Raw genomic sequence first — 14,379 nt, 5'->3', positions numbered from 1 at the left:
GAGACGGGGACAGATAGCGTACCCCTTGTTCGCCTCCCTCCACTGCGCGGCTCTGCTTGTGGCTCGCGCTCTTGTGAGGGACGGTGATCCTGGAACGTAGGAATCATTGTAGCAATTTATCTGCTTCACGGACAAGACCAAGGTCTGCTCTTGGCCTTGTCTCTTTCTTTTCTTCGTTCATCGGCGCTCGGGTGCTCGCCGCTCGCCGTCGACTGCTTGACAGTAATGCCTCGCACCTTATAATTACAAGGTAATACACAGGCAGGTGTCTAACATTTCTCAACGGCCAGCTAAATTCGTTGAACAGTATACGCACAGGCAGAGGATCGGGTACCCAGATATGGATTCACGTGAACAACATGGAAGCCGGCATGAGGCGGGTACCCTGATGGGGCCAGAGGGAACTGATGGCCGACTCGTGGCCTCGATGGTTTCCCCAGATATGAGCGTGGACACCGATGCACTCATCACTGCAGCCCCGGATGCCGCCAGTCAGGATCAGGATCGGCAAGGGCGGCGACAGCGAACCTGGACGGTGATCTATCCATATCAGCCCTCTGATGGGCGTCTGGAGGGCGATGCCCTTGAGCAATTGCTGGCGGAGACACGGGCTTATCTCTCGCCACAGGATCTGGCGAAGATCGAGCGGGCTTACGAGCTGGCGAATCGGGCCCATATGGGGGTACGGCGTCGCTCGGGCGAGCCATATATTCAGCATCCGCTGGCGGTGGCGCTTATTCTGACTCAGATGCGCATTGACGCCGATGGCATTGTGGCCGCCTTACTCCATGATGTGGTTGAGGACAGCGATTATACCTTGGAGGAGGTACGGGCCCAGTTTGGTCCGGCGGTGGCGACCATTGTGGACGGGGTGACAAAGTTTGATGCTCTGGCCGGCAAGCCCGGGTCCGGCTCCCCGTCCGGGAGCGAAGCGTGTGCGCCTGCCCCCGAGTCCGAACGCGCAGAGGAGACTGTACGCGATCTCAAGAGCCGCCTGCGCTCCGAGACGGTGCGCAAGATGCTCCTGGCGATGGCGGAAGATCCGCGCGTGGTCGTCATTAAGCTGGCCGACCGCCTGCATAATATGCGTACGCTCAGCGCCATGCCACCAGCCAAGCAGCAGATTATTGCCCGCGAGACAAGCGAGATCTATGCGCCACTGGCGCGACGCTTGGGCATGGGCCTGGTGCAGGCCGAGCTGGAGGATCTGGCTTTTTATTATCTGGAGCCGGAACGCTACGAGCGTCTGGCGCGTGAGGTCGAGGAAGAGCGGCGCAAACGTCAGCCGTATGTCGATGCCGTCTGCAGCGCCATTGATGAGGAGATGCGCCGCGCCGAGATTCATGCCGAGGTGCTGGCCTGGCAGAAGCATCTGGCCAGTATCAACCGCAAGTTGCTGCAGAGCGGCGGCGAGGTTAGTCAGCTGCATGACCTGGTCTCGTTCCGTATCCTCGTTGATAGTGACCACGACTGTTATCTGGCCCTTGGCCATATCCATGCTCTCTGGCGGCCAAAAGATGGGCGCATCAAGGACTATATCGCTACCCCCAAGGTCAATGGCTACCAGTCCCTCCATACGACGGTCTTCTGCCTCGATGATCGCCTCGCTGAGATCCAGATCCGCACCCATGAGATGCAGCGCACAGCGGACTATGGGATCGCCAGCTATTGGTACCTGCGTGAGCGCGGTGGCTCTCGCCTCTCCTATCGGGAGATGATCGCCTGGATCGAGCAACTGCGCGAGTGGCAGCGTGAGCTGCCGCAGAGCGCCGATGATTTCATAGAGGCCGTCAAGGGCGATATCTTCCAGGAGCAGATTTTTGTTTTTACCCCTAAGGGGGAAATTAAGGATCTTCCCCGAGGATCGACCCCGGTCGATATGGCCTATCGTATCCACACGGATATCGGCGATCACTGCGCGGGGGCGCGAATCATCACCAGCCTGGGCGATAGCGAGCGCCTGGTGACGCGTCTGGTCCCGCTGGATTATGAGCTGAAGAGTGGCGAGATTGTCGATATTGTGACCAACCAGGCGATTCATCCGACACGCGACTGGCTGACCTTTGTGCGGACGGCCAATGCGCGAACCAAGATTAAGCGCTACCTGAAGAATCACGAGCGTGAGATCAATCTGCAGCTTGGACGCGAGCGGCTGGATCTGGCGCTGAAGGCGGCGGGAGCGGTGGGCCTTGAGGCTCTGCGCGATGAGGAGCTGCTGCCCTTAGCGAGCGCGCGCAAGTATCAGTCGGTGGAGGCCCTCTATGTGGCGCTTGGACGAGGTGATCTGCCGATAGAGGACCTGGTCGAGCAGCTGCTACCGGTCTTGCGCGAGCGTGGGGCGCTGCGGCAGGCCGAAGCTATCGCTGGATCATCTGACTCCGGGGGGCTGCCGGTGGTCGCCGGTCCGGCACTCAATGGGCACCGTTTGCCTGCACCAGGTGCGGAGGCACAGACCAGCGAACGGCCTCTGGCCCCTGGCGTGGCCACACGCCTCGCTCATTGCTGTTGTCCCCTTCCGGGGGACACCATTGCTGGCTTTCTAAGCCCGAATAAGGGATTGATCGTTCACCGCCAGGATTGCCGTACGCTCCAGCGCTTCCGCGAGCGTGTCAAAGGTCGGATCTTTGCTCTGGACTGGTCGCAGGTCAAGACGCAGTCCTATCTAGCCCCTATCACTATTGTGGCCCGTGATCGGGCTGGCCTCCTGCGTGATGTAGCGGCGGTAGTCAGTGATGCTGGCATCAACATGACGGCGGTCTCCTCAACGACGAATCCGGCCTTACAGAAGGCCGTGATTACGGCAACAATGGAGATCCAATCGGTGGACCAGATCGAGCGCGTTTTCAAACGCTTGCTCCAGGTCAAAAGCGTGGTTAGCGTGCGGCGCAACCTGGGGCATCGGGCTGGCCAAAGTGGTAGAGTCAATAGCCGCATAGGCGAGGAGAGCACTCTTTCTGAGCCACTCAGCTAACCCGGCAAGGCAGGCGCAGAGCGTTTTTGAACAGCAAGCGAGCGGAACGCTGCTCTGTGGCCGCGCTCTGGCTGGTGCTCTCCCTCGTTGCCAGGCGACGTGCTCCCTACCTTTGACTGAGTAGGCAGGCATGGACGGCTGAGCTTGCCGCTGTTGCCTCTGTGGCGGGCTGGCTGCGAGCCATTTCTCTCCTCTCTGGTGGAATGGTACTCTTTACCCTGGGGTTGTCCAGGAGATATCATCTGTATTCGCCGAACTGATTGCGCGTTGGTTCCGCGCTAGCAGGGGTTTCCCTGGAGTCTGTGCCTGCTGAGCGCAGCTAGACAAGGCTATCTGCAAGGTCTATAATCTGAAAGGATGTACTGCTAGAACCTGTGGAACTCTAGGCCCGGGATGCTGCCAGGAACGAGTGAAGGGGCACATTGGTCAAAAAGAACGGTGGCAGGGCCTCTGGCGATTCTTGTAAAGCTACCCTGGAAGAACGATAAGTGAATCTGCACGAGACCATATCCTGCAGTTTTCTGCATGAAATATAGAAATGTGCACATGGTAGAGATGACGATCGAGCCTGAGTCAGGCCGGCAGTTGGGAGAGCGCTTATCCGTGTCTGCGGCGGGGGCGCCGGGGGAAGTGGGAACCGGCGGAGGTCTGACGATTGCTGTTGGAGAGAAGCCCCCCGACGAGCGTGCGGCAGAAGCCTTGCTAGCTCGCGTCCGCGAATATATGTCTCCCGCTGAAATTGAGCAGGTGCAGCATGCTTTGCGCCTGGCACAGGAGCGCTGTCGCGGCGTCAGGGGAAAGCGTGCCCTTCCTCCCCTGGAACATGCGCTGGGGGTGGCCTTAATCCTGGCCGAAATGCGCATCGATGCCATCGGCGTCGCCGCGGGCCTGATTTTCGAGGCGGTTGATGCCGAGCTGCTCTCGTTGGAGCATGTGGCTGAGGAGCTGGGGCAGCCGGTGGCGCGAGTAGTGAGCAGTATGCTGCGCCTCAACATTCTGGAGCGCAAGAAGCAGGTTGGCGCTCAGCTCTTGCCAGCGGGCCGTAGCGAGGTGGAGAGCAGCCGCGAGAGCCGCAAGCGGCGCAACCGCGATGCGCTGCAGCATCAACAGGCGGAAACGGTGCGCAAGATGTTCCTGGCCATGTCCGATGATCCGCGGGTCGTGCTGCTGAAGCTGGCCTATCGCCTGCATGCGATGCGTATGTTGCGCGATCCAGTTTTCCAGTATGACCCGCAGGAGCGGCTGACAATGGCGCGCGAGACACGCGAGATTTATGCACCGCTGGCGGGCCGCCTCGGGATGTCGCGCGTGGAGTGCGAGCTGGAGGATCTGGCTTTCGAGATCTTGCAACCTGTGCAATATGCCTGGGTCCGCGATCAGATGGAGGCCGAGAAAAAGCAGTGGGGGGCCTATGTGGAGAAGGTCTGTGAGATTCTGCGCCGCGAGATGGCGGCCATCGGCCTGAAACATGTGGAGGTCTCTGGGCGCATTAAGCACCTCTACAGCTTCTATAAGAAGATTCTGCGCGCCGCTGGCCTGCCAACCCAGCCGAGCCTGCTTGGCACGGAGAGCCTGGAGGACTTGAAGCGCGGCCTGGATCTGAATCAGATCCATGATGTGATCGCCTTCCGCATCCTGGTGGAGACCACCCAGGATTGTTATCTGGCCTTGGGCCATGTCCATAGCCTCTGGAAGCCTAAAGAGGGCCGTATTAAGGACTATATTGCAAATCCCAAGCCGAATGGCTATCAGGCCCTCCATACGACGGTCTTCTGCGTCGACGAGCAGTTGGTGGAGATTCAGATCCGCACCTTTGAGATGCATCAAATCGCCGAGTATGGGGTGGCCATGCACTGGCACTATAAGGATGTGGGGGATCACGCTTCTCCTTCGGCCAAGGAGCTGTTGACCTGGCTACGCCAGCTGGCTGAGTGGCAGCGCGAGCTGCGGGCTTCGCAGAGCGGAGAGCCTGAACCGCCGGAGGCTTCGCGCAGCGATCCGTTCTCTGAGCAGATCTTTGTCTTTACGCCCAAAGGTGAGGTCAAGGATCTGCCGGTTGGCTCGACACCGATCGATTTCGCTTATCGCATCCATAGCGAGATCGGCAACCACTGCGCTGGCGCACGTATCATTACGGAGATGGGCGCTGGCGAGAGTGAGCGGCTGGTAGCGCGCATGGTTCCCCTCGACTACGAGCTGAAGAATGGGGAGATCGTCGATATTACAACAAGCCGCACGGCTCATCCGAGCCGCGACTGGCTCAATTTTGCGCGCACAGCCACGGCTCGCAGCCATATTCGCCGTTATCTGAAGGCCCACGAGCGCGATATCAATATCCAGATTGGGCGGGAGCGCCTGGATCGCGAGCTGAAGGCCCTCGGCGTCCGCGGACTGGAGGTGCTGACAGAGGATCTGCAGGATCGCTTGCTGGAGGAGTACAACGCTCAGCGCGAGCAGCGGGAGCCGCGCCTGGCTTCCTTTGAGGATCTGCTGGCGGCTATTGGCAGCGATAAGATCCGCCAGCACTGGGTAGCGGTGCGCCTGGGCGAGTATCTGCAGATCCGCGACCGCGATGGACGTGAGCGTGAGAACGGCGCTCACCAGGAGGAGGAGCCGCTGCTGCCAACGAGCGCTACGAAGGAGGCTCCGGCGGTCAATCTCTGTGTCGATGGCGTCACTGGCCTGCTGACACGTCTGGCGAACTGCTGCTGCCCTCTGCCCGGCGATCCTATCGTGGGCTTTATTAGCCGTGGCCGCGGCGTGATCGTGCATCGGGCCGATTGCCCCAATATCGCCCGCTACCGCGAGCATAGCAGCGAACGCTTGATTACGGTGAGCTGGGCTGGCGTGGAGCAGTCGCACTATCTGGCCCCGATCGTAGTGACGGCCCGCGATCGCCCGGGCCTGATGCGCGATATTGCTGGAGCCATCGCCGAGCTGGGCATCAATATGGCTGCTTTGTCTACTCATACCAACGGCTCACGTGAGCTGGCGGTGGTCAATGCAACGCTGGAGATCGAGAACCTGGAGCAGCTCCAGCGTGTCATTGCCCGCCTTGAACGAGTAAAGGATGTCTTGCAGGTAGGACGCGATTTGAAGCGTACCCGCAGGCGCCAGGGTTGAGGCCGCTCTGCTCTCGCTGACGCTCGCGACGTTGAGCTTCGGCTGGCTGCGGCGCCATTGTCGGTGATTATCGGTGAATGCGAGTCAATTGCTCGCTGTGGTTGCTCCTCCTCTGCCATCTCCCTGGTAACTTTTCCCCGGGGCGAGAAGACTCCGTCTACTCCAACCAATGGAGACGCAGGGCGCTGACTATCGCCTGAGTCCGATTGCGGGCTTTGAGCTTGCGCTTGATGGCCTCAATCTCTGCTTTGACGGTCTCAACGCTGAGCGCAAGCTGCTGAGCGATGGCCTGGTTGCTGGCTCCAGTGCTGAGCAGCTGCAGTATCTGGCGCTCGCGCAGTGTGAGTGGCGAGTCGGCGCTCCCCTGGGGAAAGCGAGCTTCAAGGCGTGTGCCCTGCCGGGGGGCGCTCTGGATCGTCAGGCTGCCACCGGCCCGCTGGACGCGCTCGCGCATCAAGTAGAGCCCCAGCTGGTGCTGTAGGCCACTCTCGCGTTGCTCTGGCGTAAAGCCCTTCCCGTTATCTTCGATCCTCACAACGAGTGTGCCATCCTGATGCTGCATCCTGATACTGACATGGCTGGCCTGCGCATGCTTGCGTACGTTATTGAGTGCCTCTTGCACGAGGTGGAAGATCGTTGGTTCGAGATGGTGAGGGATGGCAAGCGGCTGCTCTATCCTTTCTTCCAGGATGATGGACGGCTCGGCTCGCTGGAAGTCTTCCAGCAGCGAGTGCAGGGCCAGCTCAAAGCTGACCTCACCGAGCGGCGCGGGAGCAAGGGTCGCGATGGTTTCGCGTAGGCGCTCCAGGCTCTGGCGCAGTTGCTGCTGGGCTTCAGTCAGGGCGTGTCTGGCTTCCTCTGGCTGGCTCACCAGCTGGCGGCTTGCGGCCTCTAGCTGGTGAAGGATATGCGCTAATTCCTGAGCCAGACCGTCGTGGAGAGTGTGGGCAAGGCGCGCTCGTTCTTCTTCGATAGCCGCTTCTGACGGTGGTAAGGGGTTGGGCGCAGCGGCTACCGCTGCGGAGCTGCTGCGCCTTCTATGGGGACGGCTCTCGGTCGCCTGCTCATAAGCGACTGCCACTGTTGGCGACGAAACGGAGGGGAGGTAGTGGGCGAGCAGCGACAGGCAGAGCTGGAAGAGGTTGCTCTTGAGTAGGGTCGCAGGATCACTTTGAGTGGCTAATTGGCTGCCCTGGCGGCGACTGAAGCAGAGGACCAGGAGACCGCTGGCAGGCTGGCCAGTCTGCCCAAGAGGACAGAGGAGCAGGCTCCCGACGGAGCCGCTCCAGTAGCGCTCGCTGGGCAGGGCCTGCGGCTCTTGCTGGATAGAGGAGATGAAGCGCGGGGCCTGTGTGCGCATGACGCTGCCGAAGATGCCGCTCAGTGGGATGAGATCGATGGTACCAGCCTGACGCTGGCTGTGACTGTGAGCAGGAGGGCGCGAAGGCGGGCGACCACTGCTCGCCAGCAGGCGCAGATGCTGGGTGTCTTCTTCACTGAGGAAGAGCAGGCTGCGCCGGGCAGCGCTACCCTGGCGCAGAAAGTCGAGAAGCAAACGTCGTCCCTCTCCCTCGGGCAGGCGTTGGAGGCGCTCGATGATCTCTAGAAGCCGCTCCGCTCTGAGCATGGGAGGTCTCTCTCGATCAGGGCTGTGGTGAAGAGCAGGCACGCTCGCTGGTGAGGTTGGTACGACGGCATGGCCTCTGTTCTGGTTTGCGATGCTCTTGCTCTTACCATACCCAGGAGATACAAGCCATGTCTTCCTATGTAATAAGAGGAAGCTTCTATGACGAGCAGTGGGTAGCCATCAGGGGGAGAAGATTCGCTGTTGGCCTCCGCTCTCCTGGGAAGCGATCAGAGGCCAGGGCGGATGACTAGGTGCGGCCTTTTTTGGGCTTGGCCGAGGGTGGTGCTGTGCTGGGAGAAGCTGTCTGGCTCCTCGGAGAGCGAAGAGCTGCGATTTCGGCCTCAGTCAGCGGGCGCCAGGCGCCGGGCGCTAAGTCACCCAGGGTCAGGGGGCCAATCGCGACCCGTTGCAGCTCCAGGACGGGATGGCCGACGCTGGCCAACATGCGTCGTATCTGCCGTTTTCGTCCCTCGTGCAGGCATAGCTCTAACCAGGTGCCGGTCGCGGTTCGGCGTAGCTGCCGTACGCCAACGGGAGCGGTGCGGTAGAGGTGGCCATCGTCTTCCTTGATCATCACTCCCTGGCGGAGCTGTTCCAGAGTGTTGGGGGAGGGATGGCCCCGCACGAGTACGCGATAGCGTTTCTCTGGAGAAAAGCGTGGATGCGTCATCTGCAGCGCAAACTCGCCATCGTTGGTCAGCAGCAGCAAGCCGGTGGTCTCCAGGTCGAGCCGCCCCACGGGATAAAGGCGCAGGTGGCGCAGCTGCTTGGGCAGCAGGTCGAGCACTGTGGGCCGTCCCTGGGGGTCACTCACGGTGCTGACGTAGCCCGCTGGCTTATGAAGCATGAGATAGAGATGGTGCTTCGGCGCCTGGATGGGCCGACCGTCGACGGTAATCCTGTCTCGCTCGGGATCGATGCGTGTCGCCGGCGTGGTCACGGTCTCTCCATTGACCTGTACTCGCCCGCTGCGGATGAGGGCTTCAGCGTGGCGACGCGAGGCGACTCCGGCATGGGCCAGAAAGCGAGCGAGGCGCTCTGTGCCTGTCGATGCGCTCATAGTGACTTCTTTCCTGCCATGCAGATGCCGCAACGTTTGGCGCGGCAGGTTTCTTGATAGATGTGGTGTAGGCCCTGTTGCTGACAGGCGAGCCGCGGCTCGACGGGGAGCAGAAGCTGCCGAGACATGGCTCGTGTAACCTGATTGGAGGGCAGGGCTGGATACGAGTGATAGAGCTGCCGGGCCTGGTGAGCAAGAAGCTCGCTCCCCTCGATGAGGGCGACAGCGTAGGCAAGAGGCAAGACAACGTTACAAATGAGAATATCACTACGCGCACTGCTGAGAGGGGCCAGGGCGGCCCGCAGCTCGGCGATTGCCTGTTGGGGCTTCTCGATGCTCAGGGCGGGCTGCAGCCTCGCCCAGGCACCCGTCGTAGACCAGCGGGCTACCAGCAGACCCAGGGTCTGGAGGCGCGCCGCATCCAGTGGAGGCGGTTTCGACGCTCGTCCTTCTGGCTCGGGCAGCGCCGTCGTGAAACCAAGCAGACGCTGACCACAGGCGCGGAAAAAGCGACGATTACGCCCATAGCCCAGGCCCTCGGCCAGCGCTGTGATCAGGCAGACATCGTAGGCAGAGAAGGGATCTCGGCCTTCGGCCTGACGCAGGGCGGCTACAAAGCTGGCGGCTTTCTCTTCAAAGCGCAGAGTGCCGGCCAGGGTCAGGAGACGTGCACGACCCTCTGCTGTCATCTCGGGCCAGAGACGCTGACAGGGCCAGCGCACTGGAGAGCCATCGGCGGCCAGTGGGAACAGTCGTAGATCAGCCGGAGTGATCACTGCGTCGTAGAGAGAGCAGACGGGGACGGGGCTGCCGTCCTGACGCCGTGGGGGCATGGTTTGATCGCAGATCAGCACGACATGGAGAATGACCTCATTGTAGCGTGTGTCGCGATGGTGACCATGCGTCTGCCAATCGCTGGAGCGCACGTGCAGCTCGACATCGCCGACCAGCTCCTCCTCTCCATTGTGGAGGACAGCGTCGCGAACATCCGGCCCACAGCGGCCACCGGGTCGCCCCGGAAAGAGCAAGAGCAGCGAACCGCCCTGACTCAACGGGAGCAAAGCCCCGGGCTGGAGTGCCCACCAGCGACGCGCCACCTCATCCTCGCTCAAGTTGCTACCTGGATCTGGGGCCTGGCTCTCGGCCACCACTGGCGCGCCGCTTCTCCCTCTCTCCGGTCCCATGAACTCCTTGCTTCGCTGCCTCTCACCCTTGTGCATCACAATCACAATCCTGCCTCTCCTCTACTTGTTCTCTTCTCCTCTGGAGGTAGCTTGGGTAGCTTGCGCGGGCAGCGTCGTCACCTTGCCAGTGACCTCAGCTGCTCTCACTCTGCTCCGCCTCGATGGTTGTCTGGGCCAGCTCAGCGCTAAGCGTTTCGAGCTGGGCCTCCTCCTGTCCGGCAGCCGGCAGTGGGGTCTCAGGAACGAGGCTCTCCTCTTGCTCTCCCTTTTCGTGGTGGGTCGTGGTCACTGGCTCCGCAGCCTCCTCATGGTCCTCGTGAGCCTCGCTCTCTGGTGGAGCGTTCGTCTGGGCGGCCTCTTCCGCTGTGCTCTCTTCCGCCTCGACGGGGACCGACGAAGGCTCTGGAATGGCAGTGGCTATCTCGCTGGGAGCAGCTGCCGCTGAAGAAGTTACTGTCTCGGCTTCGGCAGAGGCTCCCTCTTCAGCGCTCGCTGGCTCCTCACTTTCCTGGGTGCTCAGTGTTGCCTCCCCGGCTTCCATAGCGGCTGCAGCCTGCTCCTGGGGCAGAGTCACAGGCAGGGCTGCTTGCGCTACCGAGACTGTCTCCGCTGGCTCTAGCTGCTCTTCCTCTTGAGACGATGCTGGCTCAAGGTCAGCTTTGCTCTGCCTCGGAAAGCGAGATGGCCTCTGCCGGTTCCATCTCCTGGCTGAGTGCAGTCATCTCCGAACCGGGCTGCACCGCCGCTGACGTTTCTGCCGATGCTGCTTCCCCTGCACAAAGAGTCGCTTCTATTTGGCTATCGAAATGGTTTTGCTCCTCTTGCTTCTCAGGCTCGACTGATTGGCTAACTACCGTGTTCTGGGCAGGGGCTGGTGCGTCAAGGTCATCCACTGCCGGGGCAATGGCCTGGGCCCACTGCTCGACCTCGCGCGCCGTTGTCTGGGCCACCTTGGCGGCGTGGTTTGCCTGAGCTACCGCTTGCTCAACCTCTGTCAGCTCCTGCGCGAGATGACGGCCTGACGGCAGCAGTTCAAGGCGAGCCACCGCCAGAGTTGCGCGCTCGATTGCCAGCCTGGCAGCCTCCTCTGCGGCCTCTGCAGCGGCCCGCGCCTCGCGCACCAATTCGGCGGGCGAAGCTGGTAGCAATGACGAGGCAAGCACTGCCGGCGTCACGGGAGAGAAATCAGCCTCTTCATCGTCGCTCTCGGTCTCGGGTAGCTCAGGAGGCTCATCGAAGCCATAGAGGGCTGCCTGGCGCAGACGCTCAGACGGGGGTGGCGCTGGGGAAGCTTGCTGGCTGGTCTGCTGCGGCGCGGCAGGTGCCGAAGAGGCATCTTCCTCAGCCGCATGGGCAAGAGGCTTGCTCAGCGACTCCTCCTGCATCGAGACAGCGCTATTCTCGTCAGCCGCCAACTGACTCACCCAATCTGGTTCAGGTGGTCGTTGCTCTCCAGAAGCTGCCTCCTGATCCTGGTCAGGCGCGTGCCAGGCAGTGCTTGCTGGTGCAAACGCAGCTGGAGTCTGGTCGGCGCTGCTCTCGGTGATCCCTTCCGCCGTAGCTGCTGGCGAGGGAGAAGACAGGCCAGACCGCCCCCAGCTGGCCCGCAGCTGCTCCTCGCGCCGCCCTTCCTCCAGGAGCAGGTGTGTCAAAGCCTGCAGCTCCTTAAGCGCCGGATTGCCACTAGCGGTCTCGCCGATCTCAGCTGAGATTCCGGGGGCAGCCGCTTCCCTCTCCGCCGAAGGAGGTATCGGAGAGGCACCTCCCGAGGGAACCGCCGTTTGCTCTCGATCCTCATCATCCTCTCCTGCGGAGAGCGCCGTCCCTGGCAGTCCGCTGGTGGTTTCGAACTGGGGCTGGGGCGCTGAAGCTGGTGCTCCCTCAGTCAGCGCCTTCAGGGTCTGTAGTTGCTGACGAACCAGCGAGAGCCGTTCTTCAAGACGTTGTAGGCGGGCTGTCCGCTTCTCCAGGCGAGCCTGCGCCCGATTCAAGCGCTCGACCGCTTTCGCCCGGGCGGTCTGGGCTTTCTGCAGGCGTTGAAGCAGGCGGCGCTCGCGCTTGCGCAGCTTCTTTGTCAGGTCGACTAGAGCCTCTTGTGGCTCTGCCTCATGGTCAGATGGCACCTGCGTCATGGCGCTCTTCTCTCCTCTTGTCTTCTCTTCTCTGAGACTGGTTGATGACTGCCGCTGGATAAAAACAGGCGAATGAGCGAACGCCCCTGTGCCCTCAGCCTTGCCTGGCTGCACTGAGGTCGGTCGGACAACCCGCCGCTCTTTCCGGGGTCAACTCATCCAGCTATCCAGCTCTTGATCCACCAGACCACGCGATCAATCAAGCTACCTGCCTCGTTGCCATCTGCCTACCTCAGTTTGCTGCGCTCACGGCGCGACTGCGGCGGCTGGTGAAGGGAAGGGGGTCGCTTCACTGGCCGGATCGTGTCCGGCCACAGTCTAAGTCGGGCCAGGGTCTACTTGCGGTGATGAACGAACGAATCGTCAATGAGTACGAGTGTGTGCCCCACCCTCCTTTCGGAGAGGATAGCGCATCGTCTCCGAGATTGCAATAGACGCCTGCTGGAAGCCAGTGGGCTGGTAAATCTGGGGGAGAGCCAGAGACAGACAAGACAGACAGACGCCCTTGCCAGGCAGGGCAGAGAGGAAGAAGCGAGTGTGTTGTGGGATCTCTTGACGAGCACAGGCTTCCTTCCACTGTCCAGTCAGCTCTGCCCCTGCTGGCGGCTAGTGAAGACCACGGGTCCGTCCGCTCCGATACCAGGCGAATGGCCAGCGCCAGACCATCAGGAGCACCAGGACAGTGAAGAAGACCACCAGCGAGAATGTCAGGAAAGCATCGAGGGGGACAGGATGCTGGCGCTCGACGAAGAGCCAGCGCATTCCCATTGCCACCGGCCAGGAGATGATCCAGGCGCGCAGCGTATAGAACGTCATGAGGCGCGTGCTCGTCTCCAACTTGCGACGATAGACTCCCAGCCAGGGGGCGACCAGGAACCAGCCCAGCATGAAAGGCAGAGCCACCGTCACGATTTGAGCAAGAAGGACCCCGCCGTTCAACTCATGATGGCTCGTCAAGCCGACGAAAGCAAACAGTAGAAAGACGAGTACATCCCCAACTACCAGGTTGGCCACGTAGCCAGGCGTCGTCTTCAGGGGGGCAGGGGACGACGCCGGCGGCTGCTGACCAGGCTCTTCGAGGTTTCTCTCCATTGCTGCCATTATTCTGTTTCTCCTGAACAATCTATGCCAAAGATCATATCACAAAGGAAAGGCAAGAGGGACCTGGCCCCTTAACTCAGGCAGGTCATGCCTCTCTCCACGTCTGATAGCGTGGCGGCTACTCCTGTCGCGCTTCGTGCTCACGCACCAGCTCCTCAACCGCTGCCAGCTCGGTGCGCACCGCGCGAATGCGCAGCGCGATGAAGGCCAGATAGGCGAACAGCCCGGCCCATACCAGGGCGTAGGCGATGACCATATACACCATGTTGTCAGTACCTCCTCTTCCTCGACGCTGGCTCCGTGCCGGACAGGCAGCGGGCCGCAGCGTGGGCCGACATCATCGACGCTTTGCACCTTCCTCTGGTTATTATCAATCGACTACCTGCAGACGGGCGCGCAGCCGCGACGTCAGATGTTGGAGACGCACCAGCTGATAGAGTTGGATCAGCAGCACGCAGTAAAAGAGCGTGAAGCTGATCAGGGAGAGCATCAGGACCAGCACGACCGCGGGGGGGAGGGCACCAGGGGTACCGATCTCCGCGGCTGGGTGAAGGGTACGCCACCAGTTTACCGATTCATAGATGATAGGGACATCGATCACGCCCAGGATTGCCAGCACCGCGCCGGCGCGCGCACTCGTGGACGTTTTGCCAAGGTAGCTGCGCAGCATCAGATAAGCGATATAGAGGAACCAGAGAATCAGGCTCGTCGTCAGGCGAGCGTCCCAGGTCCACCAGGTGCCCCAGGTCGCGCGGCCCCAGAGTGAGCCAGTCACCAGCGTCAGCGTCGTAAAGATTGCGCCGGCCTCTGCTGCAGCCAGTGCCAGCCAGTCCCAGCGCTCGTCTTCACGCCACAGATAGATAGCCCCTCCCAGGGCCACAATCACGAATGAGAGCATGGCCAGCCAGGCCACCGGCACATGAAAGTAGAAAATACGCTGTGAGAGGCCCTCGATAGCATCTGTGGGGGCATAGAGAAAGATCGCCCAGATAGAGATCATCATGCCCGCAAATGCCAGAGCACCTAGCAGCAGCGAGGCAAGGGGCAAGGAGGGCCTTCTCACCGGTGCCGCGGCCTCCTGAAGGGGCGCGCCTGTCTTATTGATCACAGCCATACGTGCCGTTTTCCTCCTGGCGGGCTGCCGGCCCGCCATCCCTCGTCAGCAACAACGACAACAACAG

The 14,379-nt window shown here is 61.4% G+C and carries 10 protein-coding genes; 2 read left to right on the top strand and 8 right to left on the bottom strand.

Going from position 1 to position 14,379, the window contains the following annotated elements; translation table 11 throughout:
• The first annotated feature begins 340 nt into the window (after nucleotides 1–340).
• Together KTAU_RS06710 and KTAU_RS06705 are read left to right on the top strand one after the other, a co-directional pair.
• On the top strand, nucleotides 341–2,971 hold the full coding sequence (locus KTAU_RS06710) for a RelA/SpoT family protein (RefSeq protein ID WP_151727592.1): 2,631 nt from the start codon (nucleotides 341–343) through the stop codon (nucleotides 2,969–2,971).
• A 525-nt stretch (nucleotides 2,972–3,496) separates the two neighbouring features.
• Nucleotides 3,497–6,094, top strand: a complete 2,598-nt coding sequence (locus KTAU_RS06705; RefSeq protein ID WP_151727591.1) for a RelA/SpoT family protein — start codon at nucleotides 3,497–3,499, stop codon at nucleotides 6,092–6,094.
• A 157-nt stretch (nucleotides 6,095–6,251) separates the two neighbouring features.
• Here the strand turns inward: KTAU_RS06705 and KTAU_RS06700 are convergent, their stop codons facing one another.
• From KTAU_RS06700 to ccsA, 8 genes are all read right to left on the bottom strand, one after another.
• Nucleotides 6,252–7,721 carry an ATP-binding protein gene (locus KTAU_RS06700; RefSeq protein ID WP_151727590.1) on the bottom strand — a complete coding sequence of 490 codons (1,470 nt, stop codon included), beginning with the start codon at nucleotides 7,719–7,721 and terminating at the stop codon, nucleotides 6,252–6,254.
• A gap of 247 nt (nucleotides 7,722–7,968) precedes the next feature.
• The gene (locus KTAU_RS06695; protein ID WP_151727589.1) at nucleotides 7,969–8,781 is read right to left on the bottom strand and encodes a pseudouridine synthase; all 813 of its coding nucleotides are present in this window, start codon (nucleotides 8,779–8,781) and stop codon (nucleotides 7,969–7,971) included.
• Nucleotides 8,778–9,965: a DUF2851 family protein gene (locus KTAU_RS06690; protein ID WP_170293104.1), complete on the bottom strand. Its 1,188-nt coding sequence runs from the start codon at nucleotides 9,963–9,965 to the stop codon at nucleotides 8,778–8,780. The genes KTAU_RS06695 and KTAU_RS06690 overlap by 4 nt, the downstream gene beginning before the upstream one ends.
• A 133-nt stretch (nucleotides 9,966–10,098) precedes the next feature.
• Nucleotides 10,099–10,506: a hypothetical protein gene (locus tag KTAU_RS06685; RefSeq protein WP_151727587.1), complete on the bottom strand. Its 408-nt coding sequence runs from the start codon at nucleotides 10,504–10,506 to the stop codon at nucleotides 10,099–10,101.
• A gap of 112 nt (nucleotides 10,507–10,618) precedes the next feature.
• Nucleotides 10,619–12,097: a hypothetical protein gene (locus tag KTAU_RS06680; RefSeq protein WP_151727586.1), complete on the bottom strand. Its 1,479-nt coding sequence runs from the start codon at nucleotides 12,095–12,097 to the stop codon at nucleotides 10,619–10,621.
• Between the two features lie 606 nt (nucleotides 12,098–12,703).
• Entirely contained in the window at nucleotides 12,704–13,198 is a 495-nt protein-coding gene (locus KTAU_RS06675) for a DUF3054 domain-containing protein (protein WP_151727585.1), read from the bottom strand.
• A gap of 118 nt (nucleotides 13,199–13,316) precedes the next feature.
• Nucleotides 13,317–13,463 carry a CcmD family protein gene (locus tag KTAU_RS06670; protein ID WP_112430076.1) on the bottom strand — a complete coding sequence of 49 codons (147 nt, stop codon included), beginning with the start codon at nucleotides 13,461–13,463 and terminating at the stop codon, nucleotides 13,317–13,319.
• Nucleotides 13,464–13,568: 105 nt separating this feature from the next.
• A complete protein-coding gene (gene ccsA, locus KTAU_RS06665; protein WP_151727584.1) occupies nucleotides 13,569–14,312 on the bottom strand; it encodes a cytochrome c biogenesis protein CcsA in 744 nt (247 codons plus the stop codon).
• Between the last annotated feature and the right edge of the window lie 67 nt (nucleotides 14,313–14,379).

Source organism: Thermogemmatispora aurantia, assembly GCF_008974285.1.
GTDB lineage: Bacteria > Chloroflexota > Ktedonobacteria > Ktedonobacterales > Ktedonobacteraceae > Thermogemmatispora > Thermogemmatispora aurantia.
This window is presented reverse-complemented; position numbering and strand designations above follow the sequence as displayed.

Coding starts and splice junctions, on each gene's coding strand:
- KTAU_RS06710 (WP_151727592.1), top strand. CDS start 341: ATGGATTCACGTGAACAACATGGAAGCCGGCATGAGGCGGGTACCCTG.
- KTAU_RS06685 (WP_151727587.1), bottom strand. CDS start 10,506: ATGGAAGCCGGGGAGGCAACACTGAGCACCCAGGAAAGTGAGGAGCCA.
- KTAU_RS06690 (WP_170293104.1), bottom strand. CDS start 9,965: ATGGGACCGGAGAGAGGGAGAAGCGGCGCGCCAGTGGTGGCCGAGAGC.
- KTAU_RS06680 (WP_151727586.1), bottom strand. CDS start 12,097: ATGACGCAGGTGCCATCTGACCATGAGGCAGAGCCACAAGAGGCTCTA.
- KTAU_RS06700 (WP_151727590.1), bottom strand. CDS start 7,721: ATGCTCAGAGCGGAGCGGCTTCTAGAGATCATCGAGCGCCTCCAACGC.
- ccsA (WP_151727584.1), bottom strand. CDS start 14,312: ATGGCTGTGATCAATAAGACAGGCGCGCCCCTTCAGGAGGCCGCGGCA.
- KTAU_RS06695 (WP_151727589.1), bottom strand. CDS start 8,781: ATGAGCGCATCGACAGGCACAGAGCGCCTCGCTCGCTTTCTGGCCCAT.
- KTAU_RS06705 (WP_151727591.1), top strand. CDS start 3,497: ATGAAATATAGAAATGTGCACATGGTAGAGATGACGATCGAGCCTGAG.
- KTAU_RS06675 (WP_151727585.1), bottom strand. CDS start 13,198: ATGGCAGCAATGGAGAGAAACCTCGAAGAGCCTGGTCAGCAGCCGCCG.
- KTAU_RS06670 (WP_112430076.1), bottom strand. CDS start 13,463: ATGGTGTATATGGTCATCGCCTACGCCCTGGTATGGGCCGGGCTGTTC.